15 protein-coding genes are annotated in these 19,380 nt (G+C 70.8%); 7 read left to right on the top strand and 8 right to left on the bottom strand.

The genetic code is table 11. The features are described 5' to 3' along the window. Positions 1-21 precede the first annotated feature (21 nt). The 3 genes from rpe (at position 22) to QSJ30_RS04245 (ending at position 2,427) form a co-directional block, all read left to right on the top strand. Positions 22-708 (top strand): ribulose-phosphate 3-epimerase, encoded by a 687-nt coding sequence (gene rpe, locus QSJ30_RS04255; protein WP_285606742.1) that lies wholly within the window; start codon positions 22-24, stop codon positions 706-708. Next, positions 705-1,463, top strand: a complete 759-nt coding sequence (locus QSJ30_RS04250) for a hypothetical protein (RefSeq protein ID WP_285606740.1) — start codon at positions 705-707, stop codon at positions 1,461-1,463. The genes rpe and QSJ30_RS04250 overlap by 4 nt, the downstream gene beginning before the upstream one ends. Positions 1,464-1,833: 370 nt before the next feature. Beyond that, complete coding sequence (locus tag QSJ30_RS04245) at positions 1,834-2,427, top strand: hypothetical protein (protein ID WP_285606738.1); 594 nt, start codon at positions 1,834-1,836, stop codon at positions 2,425-2,427. Here the strand turns inward: QSJ30_RS04245 and QSJ30_RS04240 are convergent. Genes QSJ30_RS04240 through QSJ30_RS04210 form a run of 7 tightly spaced genes read right to left on the bottom strand, consistent with a single transcriptional unit; the run spans position 2,411 to position 13,601 of the window. Continuing rightward, positions 2,411-2,662 (bottom strand): GIY-YIG nuclease family protein, encoded by a 252-nt coding sequence (locus QSJ30_RS04240; protein WP_285606736.1) that lies wholly within the window; start codon positions 2,660-2,662, stop codon positions 2,411-2,413. The two genes, QSJ30_RS04245 and QSJ30_RS04240, sit on opposite strands and share 17 nt — an antisense overlap. After that, positions 2,659-4,140, bottom strand: coding sequence for a hypothetical protein (locus QSJ30_RS04235; RefSeq protein ID WP_285606734.1), 1,482 nt, complete (start codon positions 4,138-4,140; stop codon positions 2,659-2,661). Before QSJ30_RS04235 ends, QSJ30_RS04240 begins: the two co-directional genes overlap by 4 nt. Further along, positions 4,137-4,967, bottom strand: a complete 831-nt coding sequence (locus QSJ30_RS04230; RefSeq protein WP_285606732.1) for a hypothetical protein — start codon at positions 4,965-4,967, stop codon at positions 4,137-4,139. Before QSJ30_RS04230 ends, QSJ30_RS04235 begins: the two co-directional genes overlap by 4 nt. Continuing rightward, positions 4,954-5,814 (bottom strand): hypothetical protein, encoded by an 861-nt coding sequence (locus QSJ30_RS04225; protein WP_285606730.1) that lies wholly within the window; start codon positions 5,812-5,814, stop codon positions 4,954-4,956. The genes QSJ30_RS04230 and QSJ30_RS04225 overlap by 14 nt, the downstream gene beginning before the upstream one ends. Next, positions 5,811-10,571 (bottom strand): alpha-2-macroglobulin family protein, encoded by a 4,761-nt coding sequence (locus QSJ30_RS04220; RefSeq protein ID WP_285606728.1) that lies wholly within the window; start codon positions 10,569-10,571, stop codon positions 5,811-5,813. The genes QSJ30_RS04225 and QSJ30_RS04220 overlap by 4 nt, the downstream gene beginning before the upstream one ends. Before the next feature lies 1 nt (position 10,572). Next, on the bottom strand, positions 10,573-11,517 hold the full coding sequence (locus QSJ30_RS04215) for a DUF1175 family protein (RefSeq protein WP_285606726.1): 945 nt from the start codon (positions 11,515-11,517) through the stop codon (positions 10,573-10,575). Further along, positions 11,514-13,601 (bottom strand): hypothetical protein, encoded by a 2,088-nt coding sequence (locus tag QSJ30_RS04210; RefSeq protein ID WP_285606724.1) that lies wholly within the window; start codon positions 13,599-13,601, stop codon positions 11,514-11,516. Before QSJ30_RS04210 ends, QSJ30_RS04215 begins: the two co-directional genes overlap by 4 nt. 180 nt (positions 13,602-13,781) lie before the next feature. On the opposite strand from QSJ30_RS04210, the gene hutI reads away from it, so the two are divergent. Beyond that, positions 13,782-14,990 carry an imidazolonepropionase gene (hutI, locus tag QSJ30_RS04205; RefSeq protein WP_285606722.1) on the top strand — a complete coding sequence of 403 codons (1,209 nt, stop codon included), beginning with the start codon at positions 13,782-13,784 and terminating at the stop codon, positions 14,988-14,990. Between the two features lie 69 nt (positions 14,991-15,059). Here the strand turns inward: hutI and QSJ30_RS04200 are convergent, their stop codons facing one another. Continuing rightward, positions 15,060-15,293 (bottom strand): HP1242/YdcH family protein, encoded by a 234-nt coding sequence (locus tag QSJ30_RS04200; RefSeq protein ID WP_285606721.1) that lies wholly within the window; start codon positions 15,291-15,293, stop codon positions 15,060-15,062. Between the two features lie 149 nt (positions 15,294-15,442). On the opposite strand from QSJ30_RS04200, the gene QSJ30_RS04195 reads away from it, so the two are divergent. The 3 genes from QSJ30_RS04195 to QSJ30_RS04185 all read left to right on the top strand — a co-directional run bounded on the left by QSJ30_RS04195 (position 15,443) and on the right by QSJ30_RS04185 (position 19,380). Continuing rightward, complete coding sequence (locus QSJ30_RS04195) at positions 15,443-16,375, top strand: ABC transporter ATP-binding protein (RefSeq protein ID WP_285606719.1); 933 nt, start codon at positions 15,443-15,445, stop codon at positions 16,373-16,375. A 148-nt stretch (positions 16,376-16,523) separates the two neighbouring features. Continuing rightward, positions 16,524-17,984: an IMP dehydrogenase gene (gene guaB, locus QSJ30_RS04190; protein WP_285606717.1), complete on the top strand. Its 1,461-nt coding sequence runs from the start codon at positions 16,524-16,526 to the stop codon at positions 17,982-17,984. 103 nt (positions 17,985-18,087) lie between these two features. Continuing rightward, the gene (locus QSJ30_RS04185) at positions 18,088-19,380 is read left to right on the top strand and encodes a dihydroorotase (protein WP_285606715.1); all 1,293 of its coding nucleotides are present in this window, start codon (positions 18,088-18,090) and stop codon (positions 19,378-19,380) included.

Below are 19,380 nucleotides of genomic sequence, written 5' to 3'. Positions count from 1 at the left end.
CGCCTCTGGAATACTGGAGCCATGAGCCTCCGTCCCGCCGCCCCCCTGCTGGCCCCGTCGCTGCTCTCCGCCGACTTCACGCGGCTGGGCGAGGAACTGCGGATGATCGAATCCGCCGGCGCCCGGGTGGTGCACGTGGACGTCATGGACGGCCGCTTCGTGCCGAACATCACCATCGGCCTGCCGGTGGTGGAGGGCCTGCGCAAGGCCACCGCCCTGCCCCTGGACTGCCACCTGATGATCCTGGAGCCCCTGCGCTACGCCGCGGACTTCGTGAAGGCCGGCGCCGACTGGGTGAGCATCCACCAGGAGGCGGATCCCCACCTGCACCGCACCCTCGCCGCCATCCGCCAGGCAGGCGGCAAAGCCGGCGTGGTACTGAATCCGGGCACGCCCATCGAGACCCTGGTGGACCTCGTGGGAGACTTCGACTTCGTGCTGCTCATGAGCGTGAACCCGGGTTTCGGCGGCCAGAGCTTCATCCCCCGCGTCCTCGACAAGGTGAAGCGCCTCAACGCCCTGCGGGCGGCTCGCGGGGTGCCCTTCTTCATCCAGGTGGATGGCGGGGTGAGTCTGAAGAACGCCGCCGAGCTCGTCCGCGCCGGCGCCGACTGCCTCGTGGCCGGCAACGCGGTGTTCAAGGCGGAGGATCCCAAGGCCGCGGTGGCCGCGCTGCTGCGGGAGATGGGCGCGGGACGCCAGGCATGAGGATCGACCTCCAGCGCTACAACCACCTCCTCTGGGCCGTGAACGGAACGCTCCTGCTGGTGGGCCTGTTGGTCCTGCTGACCACCGGCCTCACTGCGCTCTGGCCCACTCGTGACCGGGGCCAGAGCCTTCCGGCTGGGGCCCCGGCAACCACGGCGGACGCTCCTCCCTCCCAGGCCGCCATCCTGCGTCTCGGCCTCCCGAAGCCCATGAAGGGTACGGATACCCTGCTCGTTCCCGTGGAGGGACTCCCGCAGGAGCCCGAAGAACCCCGAGGCATCGGGAGCTACAGCAAGGGTGCCCCGAGCGTCCCGCTCTTCAACCTCCTCTTCGTGGACGCGAAGACCTTGGCATCCCGGCCCCTGCTATCCCGGAAAAGCCTCATCCTCCGCTATGACACCCTCGAGGACGCAGAGGAGGGCAGGAGCGCCCGGGTCGACGGCCTGGTGGTGAGCATCGTCGACTCGGACACGAACGGGAATGGCCGCCTCGATGAAGGCGACGAGGCCAGGATCTGGCTCTGCGACGCGTCGGGCAGGAATCTGCACGCGATCACGGCCACGGGAACCAGGTGCGCCAATTGGCACTACGACAGCCTCCGTCGAACGGTCTACCTGGTCGTGGAGACCCGGAGCGATTCGCGAAAGGCCGAATCGGCGGACGTGCTCGCGGTGCCCATCGATGGTTCCCAGCCAGCCCGCCCGGTGGCCTCGAAGGCGCAGATAGACGACCTGCGGAACCTGCTGCAGCACTGATTCCGGCTAGGTCTGGGGCCGATCTCGACGGCGCCGGAACACCTCCGGCTCGGTGGTGGGGCAGCATGGGCTGGCACTGATCCTGCTTTGCCAGCATCTTATCCAGTGCCTCCATCGAGGATGTGGAAAGGAGAAGTCCATGACGCGCCATCGAACGTCCAGCCCTCTGGTTCTGTCGCTTCTGACCATCCTGGCCATGCCGGCCTCGGCCCAACACGACCGCCGGGAAGAAGGTCCCCGGCCGGATCGCCCCCATGAAGGTCGCCCCCCCGAACGTCGCGCTCCTGAACGAGGCCGGGAGCAGCCCTCACCCACGAGAGTCGCCCCCCAGGCACCCCACCCCTCGCGGGACATGGAGCGGGCGCGCCCCATGCCTGGACCCGAACGCCAGGCACGGCCCGAACGGCAGGAGCGTTCCACCCGGCCCGAAGGTCGCGCAGAGGGACGCCCCGAGGGACGCATGGAGCGGCGCGAGGCGCCCGGCACCATGAGACCGCCTTCCGACCGCCGGGAGCCCTCCCGCCCGCAGGCGCGTGAGGCGCGCCCCTCTCCACGCGCCGCCGAGACCGCCCGTGCCTGGCAGGCGCGGGACACATGGCGCCGCGACGCCTGGCCCGCCCGCTCCAGCTGGCGGGAACATCGCGCTCATCAATGGGAGCGCGACCACCGGACCTGGGCCCAGCGTGGTGGCTACGGTGGCTATCGCATCCCCGAGCCGCAGTTCGTCTCCCGCTTCGGCTATCAGCATCCCTTCCTCATCGGCAGCCGCCCCGTGATCTACCAGGGCTATCCCCGGTTCCGGTGCGGGGGCTACTGGTTCCTCATCGTGGATCCCTGGCCGGAGTTCTGGGTGGATGACTGGTACCTGACGGACCGGGTGTACGTCGACTACTACGGCGATGGCTACTACCTGGTCAATCCCCGCCACCCGGGGATCCGCATCGCGATCACGGTCTTCCTGTAGCGATCAGGGCCTCCTTGGCCGGGCGCTTCAGGCGCTTGATGGTCCGCTCCCGCCGCAGCGCCTCGGCCTTCGAGCCACAGGCCTCGCGGTAGACCAGCACCAGGGGCCCGCGGCCCCTGGTGTACTTGGCGCCCTTGCCTTCGCGGTGCTGCTGCAACCGCGCCTCCACATCGAGCGCAATGCCGCAGTAGAGCGTGCCGTCCACGCAACGGAGCAGGTACAGCCACCAGGTCATGGGGCGCCTCTCCACGAAGCAGGGTAGGCTTCCGCCAGGATCTGCTCCGCGGTGGCGCCCTGCTCTGCCCGGAAGCGGGCCGTGGCAAGGCAGAGGCCCACATTGTGGCCCCAGCCCCAGCCGTGCAGCCGCAGCGACCCGTCGGGCAGCGCCTCCGCCTCGCAGGCGTTGCTGGGCCAGGTGGTCCAGCCGAAGCGCCGCCCCGCGGCCAGCCGCAGTTCCTCGACCGCATAGGGCCCGGAGTCCCCCAGCTTCAGGCCCTTCTGGCCCGGCTTCAGGCTGGGCCGCACATCCTGCTTCAGCGCACTGGCCTGTCCTGGGCTGAGGGTGCGCTCCCAAGCCAGCCAGCGGTCGCCTGGAACCTCCGTGCCCCCGCCGGGACCCTCGGGCCCCCCACCCCAGACCTCGCGGGGACTGAGAGGGTGACCGCCGGATGAGCCCGTGAAGAAGGCCCAGCGGGGATCCACATCCAAGCGTGGTGCCGTCGCGGCCGCACGGAGCGTATCGATCGAGGCCTTTCCCCGCACCACCGCACAGTGCGTCAGAGGACAGAGGACACCGCCGGGATGCTGATGGCGATGGCCCTCCAGCCAGCGCTGCAACACAGCCGCCAGGGCCCGTCGCGCTTCGAAGGGGGCCTCGGCCCCGAGTTCGCCCTCGGTGGCCGCGGCAACCCAGGCGGCCCGGGAGGCCGTCCAGGCAAGCCGCCAGCCGCGGGCCTCGGCGCGCACCACCACGCGACCGGCCAGGGTGTGGACGGGGGAGCCCCCACCAAATCGGACCTGCCCCTGGAAGCGCCAGGTCCCGCCCGCTCGATGCGACAGTCGATGTCCATTCACGATCATCGGATGGCGGAGGCGCTCGGGCGGCCACACCACCGTGACGGTTTCCGCCAGGGTGGCGGCCTCCTTCACCCACGCGTCCCTCCGGGGCGCCCGGGCGCTGGGCGGTGCCGGCAGGGGCTCACCCCGCAGCCAGGCCCGCAGCCACCCATAGGCCCAGTGCTGCTCGCGAGTGGTGCCACCCGCCAGGGCCCGGTCGAGGCGCGCCTGCAGCCCGCCGGGAGGCGCGACAGGCCAGACCTTCGGCGGGCCCGAATGGCCTTCCGCCCACTGGCAGCGGGCCTCCTCCGTCCACCGGCGCAGCCCCGCCTTCGCCAGGCGCCGGTGCGTCAGCTCGTGGCGCAGGATCGCGCCCAGGTCCCGCCGCTGCAGCTGTTCCCAGGGCCGCAGGTGCAGCGTGGCCCCCACCCACTGGCCGCTGCGCGCACTTGGGGCCCCGCCCGTGGTCCGCTCGAAGGCGGTGGCGTCAGCGTGGATGACCACACGCCAGGGCCCGGGGGGCCATGCCCCGAAGGCCGTCGTGGCGGCGAACGACTGCCGCAAGGCCGTTTCCACGGCCTGCTGGGCGGCAGGATCCCCGTCGATCACCGGAGGCGTGAACGGCGGCGCGGGGGCCGCCACAGCCAGAACGATCAAGGCTTCAGCCCCAGGATCTCCCGGATGCGCACCATGCCCTCCTGCTTGCCCCGGCCCCGCGGCAGGTGGAGCACCACGAGGGCGGAGCCGCGCCCACCGGCCACCCAGGCGCTGGTGGCCGTAGGTTCGCCGGGCACCGGGCCGGTACCGGTCTTGAACCACCAGCCCTCCTTGCCGAAGAGATCCATGAATTCCACCCAATAGCCCGCCAGGAAGCGCTTCCCGAAGGTGACCACCTCCGCCTGGTCCGGTTCCATGAGCCAGCGAAGGAAGGCCTCGGGGCTGGTCCGCAGCAGGTCTCCGTCGCCCACCCAGGCCGCGGTCAGGGGCGGCAGGCCTTCCCCCAGTGGCAGGCGGCGGCCCAGGAAGGGCTGGAAGACATCCTCCAGGCGCGCCCGGGCCGCATCCGGGCCGTAGTCCTGCAGCCAGCGCTCCCGGGACCCCGCGATCCAGACCAGGAAGGCCAGGTTGCAGCTCTCCTGGAGGGCGCGGCCCAAGTCCACCCGGCCGTGGCCCTCGCGATTCCAGCACACGAAGGGCCCATCAGTGCCTTTGCACCGGTACTGGACGCCCGAGCTGGACCACTCGGCCCCTTCCAGCCGCATCCAGACCAGCTTGGCGAGGCTGCCCATGGGAGCCTCCTTCCGGGCCTCCCCAAAGGCGCGCACTTCGCCGTCCCCCAGGGTGATGGCGAAACCCTCGCCCGGCCGGAGGACCGGCGCCCGCGAGGCTGCCAGCAACGCGGGACTGGGCCCGGTTTCCGGCGCCGGTTGGGCGGTCAGCAGCCGGAAGGCCAGGAGGGCGACGACCAGCCTAAGGTTCCACATCGAAGGTCCCCAGGGTGACAGGTCCAGCGCCGGGCAGGATGAGGCGTTCCCAGATCCAGCGGCGCTCCTGGTCGGTGCCGCCGTCCAGCAGGGCCTCGAGGCGGACCCGGGCGGGCCGGCCACCACGCCAGCCGCTGATCCATTTCAGGGTGTACGTGCCCGGAGGCGGCGTTTCGTGGGTGTATTCGCCGGACCAGCGCAGCATCCCACCGGAGGGCGTGCGGCGGCCTCCCTGCGCCAGGGCCCCGTCCGGCTCCTGCACCTGGAGGCTGCCGCTGGCGTACTCCTCGCCCACCTGGACGGACACCACGCGGAGGCGGGTCCGCGCCGTGGACACCCACCAGCTGCGGACCACCTTCAGGCCCGAATCCGGCTCCAGGATCTCCAGGCGGTTCTCGCCGTTCTGGGCGGTGAGTTCGGTGTGCAGGGTGGTGCCCACACTGGCCTGCCAGCGCAGTGTCGCGCCGTTGAACCACACCTGGAGGCTGCGCGACCGCCAAGCGTTGCGGGCGGCCTCGGCCTCCCGCGCCAGCCGCTCCTGACGGAGCTGCTCGGCGGTGCGGGTGTCCTCCGTCCTGGGCTCGTCCTCGCCCCCTTCCTCGTCGTCGAAAAATCGGGGCTGGGCCTGGTCCTTGGGCGGGTTGGGATCCCGGGGATCCACGAGCTTGATGCGCAGGTTCACGGTGCGGTCCCCGGACCATCCGCCGAGGGCCGGCGCCACCTCCAGGCGCCACTGCTTGAGGTCGGGCACATAGGCTCCCGCGGGCTGGGGTTTCGCCGCCCGCGGCTTCTGGGCGCCCAGGAAGGTGGCTGTCAGCAGGAGGGAGAAAATCAGCAGCCGCCTCATCGCGCACCCCCGTCCAGTACCTTCAGGTCCGCCCCGTCGCAGGTGGCCCACTGCCCCTCGTTCGACATGAGGCTCAGCTTGGCCGGCCGCAGCCGGTAGCTGCCTGCCATGCCCGCCCGCAGGAGGATCCGCACGGTGTGTGTGTCCCAGCTCCAGGTCCGGGGGAACAGGAAGGTCACCTTGTCCGCGTGGACCTCGATGCGGGGCTTCGTCCAGGTCTCGGAAGCCCCCTCGTCCGTGAAGGGCTTCCCTTCCAGGACGAAGCCTTCCAGCTTCACGGTGGGGCTGAGGCCGCCGGGGATGGGCACCTCAAGCATCACGTAGTCCGCATCCCGGTCCGTGCGGAAGGACACCTCCATCCAGGCCTCCTCGCCTGCGTTCAGGGTCCCCGTCCAGCTCTGGCGGACCCATCCCTGATGGGCATTGCCGGTTTCCTGGGGCGTCTTCAGACGCCAGAGGTTCCGGGTCACGGACAGGCGGAGGGCCGAGGAGGCGTCGCCCTTGGGGACGCCCGCGGCACTGCCCGGCACCTGGTAGGCGTAGGTCCACACCAGCAGGCCCTTGCCGCTGGCCGTGAGGGTGACGGCCTTTGGCTCTGCCATGGCGTAGCTGCCCGGGCGGGCTTCGCGGACGTTCCAGCGGCGGGGCTGAGGCCGTTCCTTGAAGTCCCAGGTGGGGCCACCCTGCACAGCGGCCTGGATGGCGAGCGGCCCCCAATCGAGCTTGCGGACCTTCATCAGGTAGGGCAGCAGGTCCACGATCTGGCCCGTGCTCCAGGTGGAGTACCAGCCGTAGCCACGGTATTCCGAGGCCAGGAAGGTCTCGCCCTGGCGGATCAGCGGCGACTGGGGACGCGCCAGGCACAGGGCCTTCAGGGCCATGACCGTGGGCACCACATCGCCCGAGGCGTAGCTCCACCAGAACTCCCGCCGGCCCTCCCAGCGGGCCAAGCCCCCCTTCACCACGGCCCGCTGCTCCAGGCGTTCGATGAGCGCGGCGGTCCTTGGGTGCTTCGCCTGGGCCGCGGCCAGCGCCACCATGGCCAGCACATGATCGCCAGGCCACTGGCCCCGCAGCACCTTGTCCGCGGCGCTGTCCAGCAGGCCCGCCAGGGGTTCGCCAGCCTGGGCCAGGGACACCAGCAGGAAGGCGGCATCCGCGGCGGGCTCGCTCGACTGCCCATGGCCGGCCGATCGGGCCTGGGGCGTGGCGCCAGCCTGATCCGCCTGCCGCGCGACCTGCTGGAAGAGGTTCATGGCGGCCAGGCGGCCGCGGCGGTAGACCCCCTCGTCCACGGCATAGCCCAGGCGCTTCATGGTGGCGAAGCTCTGGATGGCGTAGCCGGTGGTGTGGGGGTTGGCGTCCAGGGCGAAGTCCCCGGGCGCGTACCAGCCCCAGCCGCCGTTGGCCATCTGGTAGCCGTAGACCTTGAAGACGCCATCCCGGATGTTGCGGTCCAGGTTCGTGAGCTGCTTCCAGTCGAGATCCGGCATGGCGCCCTGCTTCACGAGGTCGGCCACCAGCAGGTTGGGCACGAAGCTCGAGAGCGTCTGCTCTACGCAGCCATAGGGATAGCCGATGAGGTAAGGCAGCGAGGGCGCGGCCAGATGCTCCAGGTTGCCCACGGGCGTGAGCACCAGGGTCGCGTCCCCCTTGGCGGCGGGCGGGAGCGGGATGGTGAGGGACTGGGAGCCGCCCTCCAGCAGCATGGAACCGGACATCGACGCCGGAACGAGCTGGTCCTGGACGGCCACCTTCTGCCGCTCAGCATCCTTCAGCCCGCCGCCTTCCACGCGGGCGGTCACCGTGAGCGGACCGGTCTTGTCGGAGAACAGCGGGAGGGCAAAGCGGTACTCGCCCTGGTCCTGGAGGCTGAATGATCCTTCGGGGGTGCCCGAGAAGCGGCCGTTCTGGACTTCCAGCCGGATCTTCCCCTGGAGGGGCTGACCGGAGAGGTTCCGCACCAGGGCGATGGCCCGGGCCTCCTCGCCCACGCTCAGCGTGCGCGGCAGGGTGAGGGCCACCTGCAGGGGCTTGGAGGCAGGCTTGGAGGCCCGGCCCACGCCCACCTTGGTGTCAGCGGTGACGGCCGTGGCCGTGGCCCGCCAGGCCGTGAGGTTGTCCGGCAGCACCAGGTCCACGCTGGCCTTCCCGTCGCGGCCCGTGGCCACGAAGGGTACCCAGTGGGCCGTGTCCTTGAAGTTCTGGCGCACCTTGTCGCCGTCATCGGCCTTGAAGTCGCCGCGCCTGGTCTGTTTGAGGCTCCACACGGGCCGCTGCCGGCGCAGCAGGTCGTGGAAGCTCCAGTCCGTGGACCCGGATCGCAGCACGCCGTGGCGGCGCGTGGGGTGGAAGAAGCGCACGGGGTCGGGATGCAGCTCCTGGCTCAGCGCGTAGATGGCCTCGTCCACCACGCCCACGCTGAGATCCGCGGCGGAGGGTTTTCCGGAGGCATCCTTCACCTCCACGGAGACCTTCATGGGCTGGCCCGGCTGATAGCGCTCCTTGTCCGTGGTGACGGCCACCTGGAGGCGCCGGTCCCGTTTCGGCACCCGAATCGGCACTTCCGCCAGCTGGCGGCGGCCCTCGCTCACGATCTCGAAGACGGCCCAGACATTGGGCTGCATGGCGGCGGTGACGGGGATCTCGATCAGCGCCGTGGTGCCTTGCACGGCGCGGCTCTGCTGCTGGCCCAGGCCTTCGTGCTCCAGGGCCCAGTGCAGGGTCAGCCTGGGCCGCGGCAGCTGCACGAGGATGCGGGCCGTGTCGCCGGGCTGGTATTCGGGCTTGTCCGCGGCGGCGCGGAGGTCCGGCACCGCGGGCAGCGGCGTGCCTTCCGCCGCCACGGTGATCTGGCGCTGGGCGGTCACGGGGCGGCCCTTGGAATCCTTCGCCTCCGCCACCAGGAGGAAGGCACCACCTTCGGGGATGCTCAGCATGGCCTGGGGGCCCTGAGCGGAGGCGATGGTCTCGCCGGGCTTCAGGGCACTGGGGCGCGACCACCAGTAGGCGTGGTCCTTCTGGGCCACGAGGCGCGCGGCCCGCAGGGTGATGGCCACGCCCGGCACCACTTTGCCGTCCAGATCGAGGGCCCGGGCCGTCACCTGGAAGGGCTTGCCGGGCAGGGCCACCTGGCGGTCCGCGGCGATCATCAGCACCAGGTCGCCGGCGGCCGCCCGCACCTGGGCCTGGCCGCTGTTGCGCTGGCCCGAGGCGTCGGCCACCTTCACGACCATGCGCCAGAGACCATCGCTTTCGGCCTTGAACGTGGGCAGGTCGGCCTGGCCTTCGTCATCCAGCTCCAGCTGCCCGCTTTCCATCAGTTCGGGCGCGGGGCCGGCGTCTTCGTCGTCCCAGATCCAGGGACTCTTCGGAGGTACCACCTTGTAGAGGAACCAGTCCGCCTTGGCGCCGCGCACGGCCGCCCCGTAGAAGTAGCGGGCGTTCGCGTGGAAGGCCAGGGCATCACCCAGACCCACCTTGGTCTTTTCGGAGGTCACCTTCACTTCGAAGGCGGGCTTCACGAACTGCTCCACCTTGAACTCGGCCTGGCCGGGGCCCTGAGGGCCCTGGAACACGAGGCGGTAGAGGCCCAGGCGGCCTGCGCCCGGCAGGGTGAACTGGGCGGCGTAGGTGCCGGTCTCGGCATTCAGCAGCTCCGCCTGACCTTCCGCCACCTTCGTGTCCTCGGGGTCGAGCACCGTGAAGGGCAGGCTTGCGGCGCCGTTCACCACGCGGTTCTCACCGTCCTCCACGCGCCGCAGGATGGCCTTGGCGAAGACCTCCTGGCCCGGACGGTAGAGGGGCCGTTCCGTGAAGGCATAGAGGCGCTGGCGCACGGCCGCGGCACTCTGGCCCTCGCTGGCAAGGAGCGCGAAGCTCCCGCCGCTGCGGGCCAGGACCACCCGGCGCACGCCCGGCGTGACCATGGCCTCGGCCTTGCCGCCGCCATCGAAGGCCAGCGGCTGGGCCCTGGTCCCCTCGATGATCTGACCGGAGGCGCCGGCCTTCGGCGCGCCATCACGCCCATCCACCGCCTGCACGCGGATCCGGGTGCCGTCCTGCTCCGACAGCAGCGCCAGGTCCGTGACCATCCAGGGCACATAGGCCGCATCGCTGCCCCTCAGGATCTCCACCAGGTAGAGGCCCGCGGGCTGGGCCGGCAGCGGCACGCGGCTGGTGAACCCGTCATCGCCGGATTCATCGTCCTCATGCCCCTTCTTGCCGGCGATGTCCTCGCTGATCTTCGGGACGATCTCGGTCACGAAGGTGATGCCGGGCCGCCCTTCGATGGGCAGGGCCGAGCCCTCGCGGACACGCTCTGGGCTGGTGCGGGCGGAGTGCAGCCGGTCCGTCTGCTTGGCGGCGTCCCGCAGGGCCTGGGTGGCGGTGCGATGCACGGTGACGAAGGCGCGGCGGCCGCCCCACAGGACCGCTTCGCGCAGCAGGTCGAGGGGATCCGCGACCCCGCGTCCACCTTCCGCCGCAGCCTGGTTCCGGTCCGTCAGGACCTTCTTCAGGAAGGCCTCGGGATCCTCCACCCGGTAGATCCGGATGCGGGCTTCCGCCGGAATGGGCCCCGCGGCTTCCAGCTGACCTGCCTGCCCGGGGAGCGTGGGCCGCAGGGTGGCGAAGGCGCCGGTCCAGCCGCCTTCGCGCCAGGGGGCCTCGGCGGCCCGCTTCTGGGCCGTGCCGGTGGTGGGCAGCAGCAGGAGCGCCGGCAGCAGCAGGGTGAGGATCGATCGGAACCAGCGCATGTCAGGACCTGGGGAGGAATGGTTCGGAGGCCCCGCCCGCCAGCAATTGCCAGCGGTAGAGGCCCAGGAACGAGGGGTTCTCGGGCACGGGTCGGAACTCGGGGTCGGGGTGGTGCAGCAGGTCATCCAGGCGGACGCGGCGGACCTCCCCGGGCTTCTGGGTGGTGCCGCTGCCTTCGGGCCCCGTGTGGTAGAGCAGCATGGGGGCGCCGTCCACGTCCGGCCGCACGAAGGCCATGGCGTGGTCGGGCTGGGTGCGGGCCCCGCCGCGGGCGAAGAACACCAGGTCCCCGGGGCGGGCCAAGGCCGTGTCGCGGCCAAGGGGCACGCAGGCCAGGCGCCGGAGGAAGGCGCCCTTGGCGAAGGGGCGCGGCCCATCCGGCGTGGGGAACCCCTGCCGCCAGGCGGCACCGAGCGCGGGAGAGGGATCCTGGCCCGGTGCGCTGTCGCTGAAGGCGATGCGGTTCCGCCATTCCACCGTGTGGGGGACGAGAGCCTCGCGGAAGGCGAAGCGGAGCAGACCCGCGCAGTCCCGCTGGGCGGGCTCCCAGGCGGGACTGGGCGCCTCCACCTGCTGCTCGAGAAGGGCCACGAACCAGCTCCGGAAGGCCTCCCGGTCGCCTTCATCCGGAAGGCCCGCGGGAGTCCAGTTCCCTCCACCAGGAATGGACAGGGACTGTCGGAAACCAGGCCAGGCCCTGACCTGCGCGGAGGCCGGCCCGTTGGCCATCAGGAAGAAGCCCCCCGGCCCGCGCCAGGCCGGGACCCCTTCGACCGCCACACCCCAGCCCGGCAGCCGGAGGCCCGCCAGGGAGCGGCTGTCCACGCGGATGCGGACCACCGGATTGGCCGGGTCCGCCTCCAGGACCGCCCGGTGCCGGAGGGGCACCAGCATGGTTGCGGCGGCCAGCACGACGCCAGCGCCCAGGAGGAGGCGTGGCTTCATCGGGGCCGCCCCTCCAGGCCGCCCGCCGTCCAGTTCCACTCAAGGCGCACCGGCCCCAGGGCCTTGAGGGCGCCCAGGAAGGGCCCCAGGCTCATCGCCAGCTCCGCCGCCGACTCGTCCTGGCTGCCAGCCTCGCCGATCCACCATCCGCTGCCCGTGCGGCTGCGGAGGAAGGCCAGCAGAAGGTTCTCCAGCTCGGCAGACGCCCGGGCCCCGTCCACTTCCATGCGCGCCCAGGCGCGGGAGTCGGTGTCCGCCAGGGTGGGCGCTTGGCCCAGGAGCCCCGCAGCCACGGCCTTCACAGCGGCCTCGTCCGTGCCCAGCACCAGGGTGTCGGCCACCAGGGTCCAGGCGGGCCGGAAGGCCTGGGCCGTGAGGATGCGGTGCAGCTCCGCCGCCCCCAGGGCCTGCTTCTGGTTCTGGCCTTGGAAGAGGCGGGGCAGGACCTTCTTCAGCAGGTTCTCAGCCTGGACCCGCCGGGCGGGCTGCACGGGGATGGCCAGGGCCAGGCTCGGGGCCATGCCGGGCTCGCCAAAGCCGCCGAAGGCCGACACCTTTCCCTCCTGCTGGAGCTGCATGGCCCGCCAGGGATCCTCTCTCCGCAGCTTGGCCAGCTCCACCAACGAGGCCTTCTCCTTGGGCCCGAGCGGGGGCGCGCTGACCCAGCCATTCCAGAGCAGCGCCGCACCCCTGAGATCCAGGCAGGCCTGCAGGGCCGCGGCGTCCTGGCGCAGGGCCGTCCGTTGACGTAGGGCCTCCTCTGCACGAACATCCGCGTCTTTGATGCCTTTCCGCTGCTCGGGAGTCAGGGCCTGCCCCCCATTCGTGAACACCGGATATTGAGGAGTCGGCAGGTCGCGGGCATCGTCCACGCGGAGGATCGCCTCCACCAGCTTTTCGGTCGGCCCTGCGCCGAGGGCCACCGCCATGGCCCCCGTGCGGGGCGCGGCCTTGGCCACGAAGGGATTGGGCCAGGTGCCCTGCTGGGAATTGGCCAGACGGCGACGGAGGGCCTGGTTCTCGAAGGTCGCGTCCGCGCCGATCCGCGGAGCCAGCCAGAAGGACAACTCCGTGTCCGCGGCCATGGCCGACAGGGCGACGCGCGTCCATTCCTGGCGCTCCCCCAGGGTGGGCACGGGCCCCGGGAACAGCAGGGCGCGGAGCGGGGCCTCGCGGTCGCTGATCCAGGTGCCCTCGGCCATCTGGATCAAGTGGAAGACACCGCCCGATCCGCGCAGCTGCTGAACCTCCGTGGATGCGCCAGGGCCTGTCCACTTCTCCACGCGGGTGCGGGCCCCGGCACTCAGCGGATTCAGCCTGAGCAGGGCCATCATCAGCTGGGTGCGCGCTGGAAGGTCCCCCGGGATGAACACCAGGGTCCCCTGGATTCCGCCGGCTCCATCCCGCGTGGTTCCGTAGTGCAACACCCAGGCCTCGCGGTTCGCCAGGGGCTCCAGGGCCGGGGAGGCCTGCTTCAGCCAGGGCTCCAGATGCCGTACGGCAAAGCCCGCGCGGCTGCCCTGGGCCAGGGCCTGCAGGACACCGCGCGGGTCGGGACTACCCCCTCCGCTGAGGGCCACCAGCTTCTCGAGGCCGGGCCGCAGCTGCTTCAGGTGGATGAGGACGCCGGGCTGGGCGGCCTGGCCCAGGCCCTTCGGCAGTCCCGCCGTGCCTGACTGCGTGAACAGGGCCGGGCTCGGGATCCACTGGAAGCGCCAGCCCGTCCTGTCGAGATGCAGGCCCAGGCCGTGGGTCCAGGGGCGCTCCACGCGGTCCGGCGAGCCCAGATAGGCGAAGGGGTCTGCTCCGGGCTGGCGGTAGCCCAGCCGGTAGAGGGCGAGGGCCACTTCCGGATCCCTGGTCTTGAGGGCCTCCTCGGCCCAGACCGACACAGTCTGCTGGCCCAGGAAGGCCAGGGCTACCCGGCGGGATTCTCCGCCCTGCTTCAGGTGCTGCATGAACTGGTCCCACTGCTCCGCCTGGGTCATCCGGGCGAAGGGCACGGCCTGCCAGATGCGCTGGCCGCGGGCATCCGTGCGGTACGTGGACCACCTCTGGGCGCGCTCCTGCGCCCAGGGGGGCACGGTTCCCTGCGACCGGGCCGCTCCCGATGCCAGGACCGCCAGTACGCACAAACCCTGTGCGAGTCGCCTCATGCCACGCCCCCTGCCCCGCACTGGAACCTCCGGTGTCGAGCGATGCTATCAAGCCGGAGCCCCGGCGCAAGGGACGTCCGTGGAAATATTTGCTGCCAGACTGAACCCATGTCGGACCGCCGCGTGCTCGTGAACCTCCGGGGCCTGCTGACCCCCGATCCCGCCCATGCCTGGGCGGTGGACCGCATTCCGGATGCGGCCCTGGCCATGGAGAACGGCCGGGTGGCCTGGGTGGGCCAGGCCACAGACCTGCCCGCCCAGTGGGCCGATGCACCCAAGGTGGATGGCGGTGGGACCTGGGCCACGCCGGGCTTCGTGGATCCGCACACGCACCTGCTCTTCGGCGGCGACCGCTCCGGCGAGTTCAACCGCCGGCTCCATGGCGCCAGCTACCAGCAGATCGCCGCCGAGGGCGGCGGCATCCGGGAGACCGTGCGCGCCACCCGGGGCGCCACGGTGGCGGAGCTGGTGGCTGCGGGCGAGGAGCGTCTGAAGGCCTTCCGCAAGCGGGGTGTGGTGCACCTCGAGTGCAAGACGGGCTACGGTCTGGAACTGGAGGCGGAATCCCGCCTCACGGCCGCCTACGCGGAGCTGAAGAAGCGGGGCTGGAGCTTCGATGTGACCCTGCTTCCCGCCCATGACCTGGCCCCGGAATTCGTCGGGGACGCCGAGGCCAATGCCCGGGCCGTGGCCGAGGAGTGGCTGCCGGAGCTGGTGCGCCGTCACCCAGGCATCGCGCGGTTCTGCGATGTGTTCGTGGAGACGGGGGTCTACACCGCGGACCAGGGCCGCCGCATCTTCGAGGCCGGGAAGCGCCTGGGGCTGATCCCCCGGGTGCATGCGGACGAACTCAGCTGGACCGGCGGGGCCGAGCTGGCAGCCGAGGTGGGCGCCGCCAGCGCGGACCACCTCATGTTCTGCAGCGAGGCGGGCATGAAGGCCATGGCCGCCGCCGACGTCACGCCGGTGCTGCTGCCGGGCACCACCCTCTTCCTGGGCATGCGCGACTGGGCCCCCGCCCGGAAGATGATCGAGGCCGGCTGTCGCGTCGCCCTGGCCACGGACTTCAATCCCGGCTCCTGCCCCTGCGTGGACCCGCTCACCATCCTTCGCCTGGGCTGCCTCCAGCTGCGCATGACTTTCGAAGAGGCCTTCACGGCTCTCACCTTGCACCCCGCCCGCAGCTTGCGCCGCGGAGATCTCGGCCACCTCCTCCCCGGGGCCAAGGCCGACGTGCTGCTGTGGGACGTGAATGAGCTGCTGGAGCTGGTGTACTGGGTGGGCGAGCCCTATCGGCCCAGGCTCCTGCCCGCCTGATCCAGGGCCGGGGCCAAAAACGAAGCCCCGGGCCGATTCCCGGGGCTTCTCCTGCGAGTGCGGGGTGGCCTACTGTTCGGCGTGCCTGGAGGCCTCCTGCACGATGTGGTAGATGCGTTCCTTGGCGCGGAGTTTGGTCTTCTTCAGTTCCACCTCCTCCAGGGATTCCTTGGCCGAGAGCGTGGGCTTCCTCTGGAGATCGCACAGGCGCGTGTCGGCGGCCCGGTGCTCTTCCATGAGCTTGCGGAATTCGAAGTGCTCCTTCATCAGGCGCTCCTGGAGATCTGGGCGCAGGAAATCCATGCATCCTCCTTGCCTGGGCGGACCCGCTACGGAGCCCGCAGGGTGATCAGGTGGACCCAAGGGTAGGACCACCCCACAGGGCGTCAAGGGGCAATCCCGGGCTCTATGGAACCCTTTGATTTCCATTACTTCCGTGTCATTCTCGGCCCATGTCCCTGGCCATTGATGCGCTGCTCCTGGAACGGGTGGACGGAGTCCGCCTGCTGGGGCCCCTGAGCCTCCGGGTGGCTCCCGGGGAGCGGCTGGGACTGGTGGGCGAGAGCGGGTCGGGCAAGAGCCTGCTGGTGCAGACCTTGTTCGGCGTCTTGCCCCCTGGGGTGCGCCAGGCGGGGGGAACGGTATCCGCCTTCGACACCCCCCTGGACCACCCCGGGAGGGAGTTCGACCGCATCCGGGGCGCCCGGATGGCCTGGGTGCCCCAGGACCCCCGGCAGGCCCTGAACCCCTTGCTGACCCTGGCCCAGCATGTGGCCCTGCTGCCGGGCGTCCACCGGGGCGAAACTCCCCGGGCGACCCTGGGACGGATGGCGCCCCTGCTGGAACGCCTGGGATTGCCCACCGACGCGGGTTTCCTCCGGCGCTTCCCCCATCAGCTCAGCGGAGGGCAGCGGCAGCGGCTCTGCCTCGCCATGGCCCTTTCCTGCGATCCCGGACTGCTGGTGCTGGACGAGCCCACCACGGCCCTGGATCCCCTGGCCCAGAAGACCTTCCTGGACCTGGTGCTCGAGCTCCAGCGGGAGCGGGGCCTGGCCTTCCTCTGGATCACCCACGATCTGGCCCTGGCCTCCCTGGCCTGCGAGCGCCTCCTGGTCATCTACGGCGGCGAGGCCGTGGAAGCCGGGCCCGCCGTCCACCTGCTCTCGGCTCCCAGGCACCCCTACACGGCCCGCCTCCTGACGGCCGCCCGGCGGCAGCCGTCGGTCGAAGCGGGCTTCCTGCCCGCGCCCCAGGACCGCCCCGCCGGATGCCCCTTCCAGCCCCGCTGCCCAGACCGCCAGGGCAGCTGTGTGGACTGGTCGCCCTGGCAGGGAACCCCCGACCACGGTCTTCGTTGCGATCGCCCGCTGCAACCGGCAGAGTAGATCCTGCATGCACCCCCTGCTCCTCACCCTGACGTTCCATCCCGTCCTCCAGCCCTCCCGCTGAGCACCGGCGCTGGAACCCGGCCCCCAGCCGTGAGACCATGGGATGCAAGGTCCCGCAGGCAGCGGGTCCGGAAAAAGGCCCCCCATGCTGACCTTGCCCCTGATGCGCGCCCTCACCTTCGACGACGTCCTGCTCGTCCCCGGCTACTCGGAGATCCACCCCAACCAGGTGGACCTGGGCACCCGGCTCACGAAGGACATCGGCCTGCGCATCCCGCTCATGTCCGCCGCCATGGATACCGTGACGGAGAGCCGCATGGCCATCGCCCTGGCCCAGCTGGGCGGCATCGGCGTGATCCACAAGAACCTCAGCCACGAGCGCCAGGCCGAGGAGGTGGACAAGGTGAAGCGGTCGGAATCCGGCATGATCACGGACCCCATCACCATCGGGCCCGACGCGCCCATCCGTGACGCCGAGGCCCTCATGGCCAAGTTCCGCATCAGCGGCGTGCCGGTGGTGGAGGGCCACCGCCTGGTGGGCATCCTCACCAACCGCGACCTGCGCTTCGAGACCCGCTGGGACATCCCCGTGCGCGACGCCATGACCAAGGAGAACCTGGTCACCGTACCCGTGGGCACCACCCTGCAGGAGGCCAAGGGCATCCTGCAGAAGCACCGCATCGAGAAGCTGCTGGTGGTGGACGCCCAGGGCCAGCTCAAGGGCCTCATCACCGTCAAGGACATCGAGAAGTCCATCGAATACCCCAGCGCCTGCAAGGACGCCCATGGGCGCCTGCGGGTGGCCGCGGCCGTGGGCGTGGGCAAGGATCTGCTGGACCGGGCCGCCGCCCTGGTGGAGGCCCAGGTGGACGTCCTCTGCCTGGACAGCTCCCACGGCCACAGCAAGGGCGTGCTGGAGGCCGTGAAGGCCCTCAAGCAGGCCTTTCCCGCCGTTCCCGTCATCGCCGGCAACGTGGCCACCTACCAGGGCGCCAGGGACCTCGCGAAGGCCGGCGCCGACGCCGTGAAGGTGGGCATCGGGCCCGGCTCCATCTGCACCACGCGCATCGTCACCGGCGCCGGTATGCCCCAGATCACCGCCGTGGCCGAGGCCAGCCGGGCCTGCCGCGAGGCGGGCGTCACCTGCATCGCCGACGGGGGCATCAAGTTCAGCGGCGATGTGGCCAAGGCCATCGCCGCCGGCGCGGACTGCGTCATGATCGGCAGCCTCTTCGCCGGCACCGACGAGGCCCCGGGCGAGACCATCTTCTACGGGGGCCGCACCTTCAAGGCCTACCGCGGCATGGGGTCCTTGGGCGCCATGAAGCAGGGCAGCAAGGACCGCTACTTCCAGGAAGGCAAGGACGACACCAAGCTCGTGCCCGAGGGCATCGAGGGCCAGGTGCCCTACAAAGGGAAGATGGGCGACCTGGTCACCCAGCTCATGGGCGGCCTCCGCGCCGGCATGGGCCTCAGCGGCGGCGCCTCCATCGCCGACTTCCAGCAGAAGGCCACCCTCGTGGAGATCAGCGGCTCCGGCCTCCGCGAAAGCCACGCCCACGACGTGATGATCACCAAGGAAGCGCCGAACTACCGGATGGAGTAGGGCCTTTGGCTATCAGCTCTCGGCTATCAGCTTTCAGTCGCTGACAGCTGACAGCTGATAGCTGACAGCCCCAAGCTAAACTGTCCCCATCTCCGGAGCCCCCATGTCCCTCCTCGTGAAGAACGTCCGCCTTGTGGATCCAGCGCAGAACCTGGACGGGCCGGGAGCGCTGCTGGTGGTGGAGGGGGTCGTGGCGGCCATCGGGGCGGACCTGGAGCGCGATCCGCTGGCGGCGGGGGCCGAGGTCCTGGATGGCGGGGGCGCGGTGCTGGCACCGGGCCTCGTGGACCTGCACGTGCACTTCCGCGAGCCGGGGCAGACCCGCAAGGAGAGCATCGAGAGCGGCAGCCGGGCCGCCGTGGCCGGGGGCTTCACCTCCGTGTGCGCCATGGCCAACACCAAGCCCGTGAACGACAGCGTGGCCATCACCGAGATGATGCTCACCCGGGCCGCCAAGGCCGGCCTCTGCCGCTACTTCCCCATCGGCACCGTGAGCCGCGAGATGAAGGGCGAGGAGCTGGCAGACATGGGCACGCTGAAGGCCGCAGGCTGCGTGGCCTTCTCCGATGACGGCCTACCCATCTCGAACGCCTCGCTCATGCGCCGGGCCCTGGAATACACGCGCTGGCTCGATGTTCCCGTGGTGGCCCACGAGGAGGACAGGGATCTGGCCGGCAAAGGCTACATGCACGAGGGCGCCGTGAGCGCCTCTCTCGGCTGCCTGGGCATCCCCGCCGCGGCCGAAGAGGCCATGGTGGCCCGCGACATCGTGCTGGCCGAGCACACGGGCGGCCACCTGCACCTCGCCCACCTCAGCACCAAGGGTTCCCTGCGGATGGTGCGCGAGGCCAAGGCCCGTGGCCTCGCCGTCACCTGCGAGGTGACCCCCCACCACTTCGCCCTGTCGGACAAGGAACTGATGAAGTTCGACAGCGACTACAAGATGAACCCGCCCCTGCGTACCGAGGCTGACATCCAGGCCGTGTTGGAGGCCATCGCCGACGGCACCGTGGATGCCATCGCCACGGACCATGCCCCCCACGGCTGGGACGACAAGGAAGTGGAGCTGCCCATTGCCGCCTTCGGCGTCATCGGCCTGGAGACCGCCCTGCCCCTCACTCTCGAGCTTCTCGTGAACCGCCAGGTCATCAGCCTGGCCAAGGCCATCAGCCTGCTGACCTGGGAGCCCGCGAAGGTCTTCCACCTCGACCGCCAGGGCCTCGGCACCCTGAAGCCCGGCGTCCCCGCCGACTTCGTCCTCTTCGATCCGAACGCCCAGATCCAGGTGGATCGCGCCTTCATCCAGTCCAAGTCCTACAACACGCCGTTCAAGGGCTGGAGCCTGCCCGGCAAGGTGCTCGGCACCTGGGTGGGCGGAACGCGGGTCTGGGGCTGA

The organism is Geothrix edaphica, from assembly GCF_030268045.1.
GTDB classification, from domain to species: Bacteria; Acidobacteriota; Holophagae; order Holophagales; family Holophagaceae; genus Geothrix; species Geothrix edaphica.
Note: the sequence above shows the minus strand (reverse complement) of the source record. Positions and strands in the feature narration are given on the sequence as shown.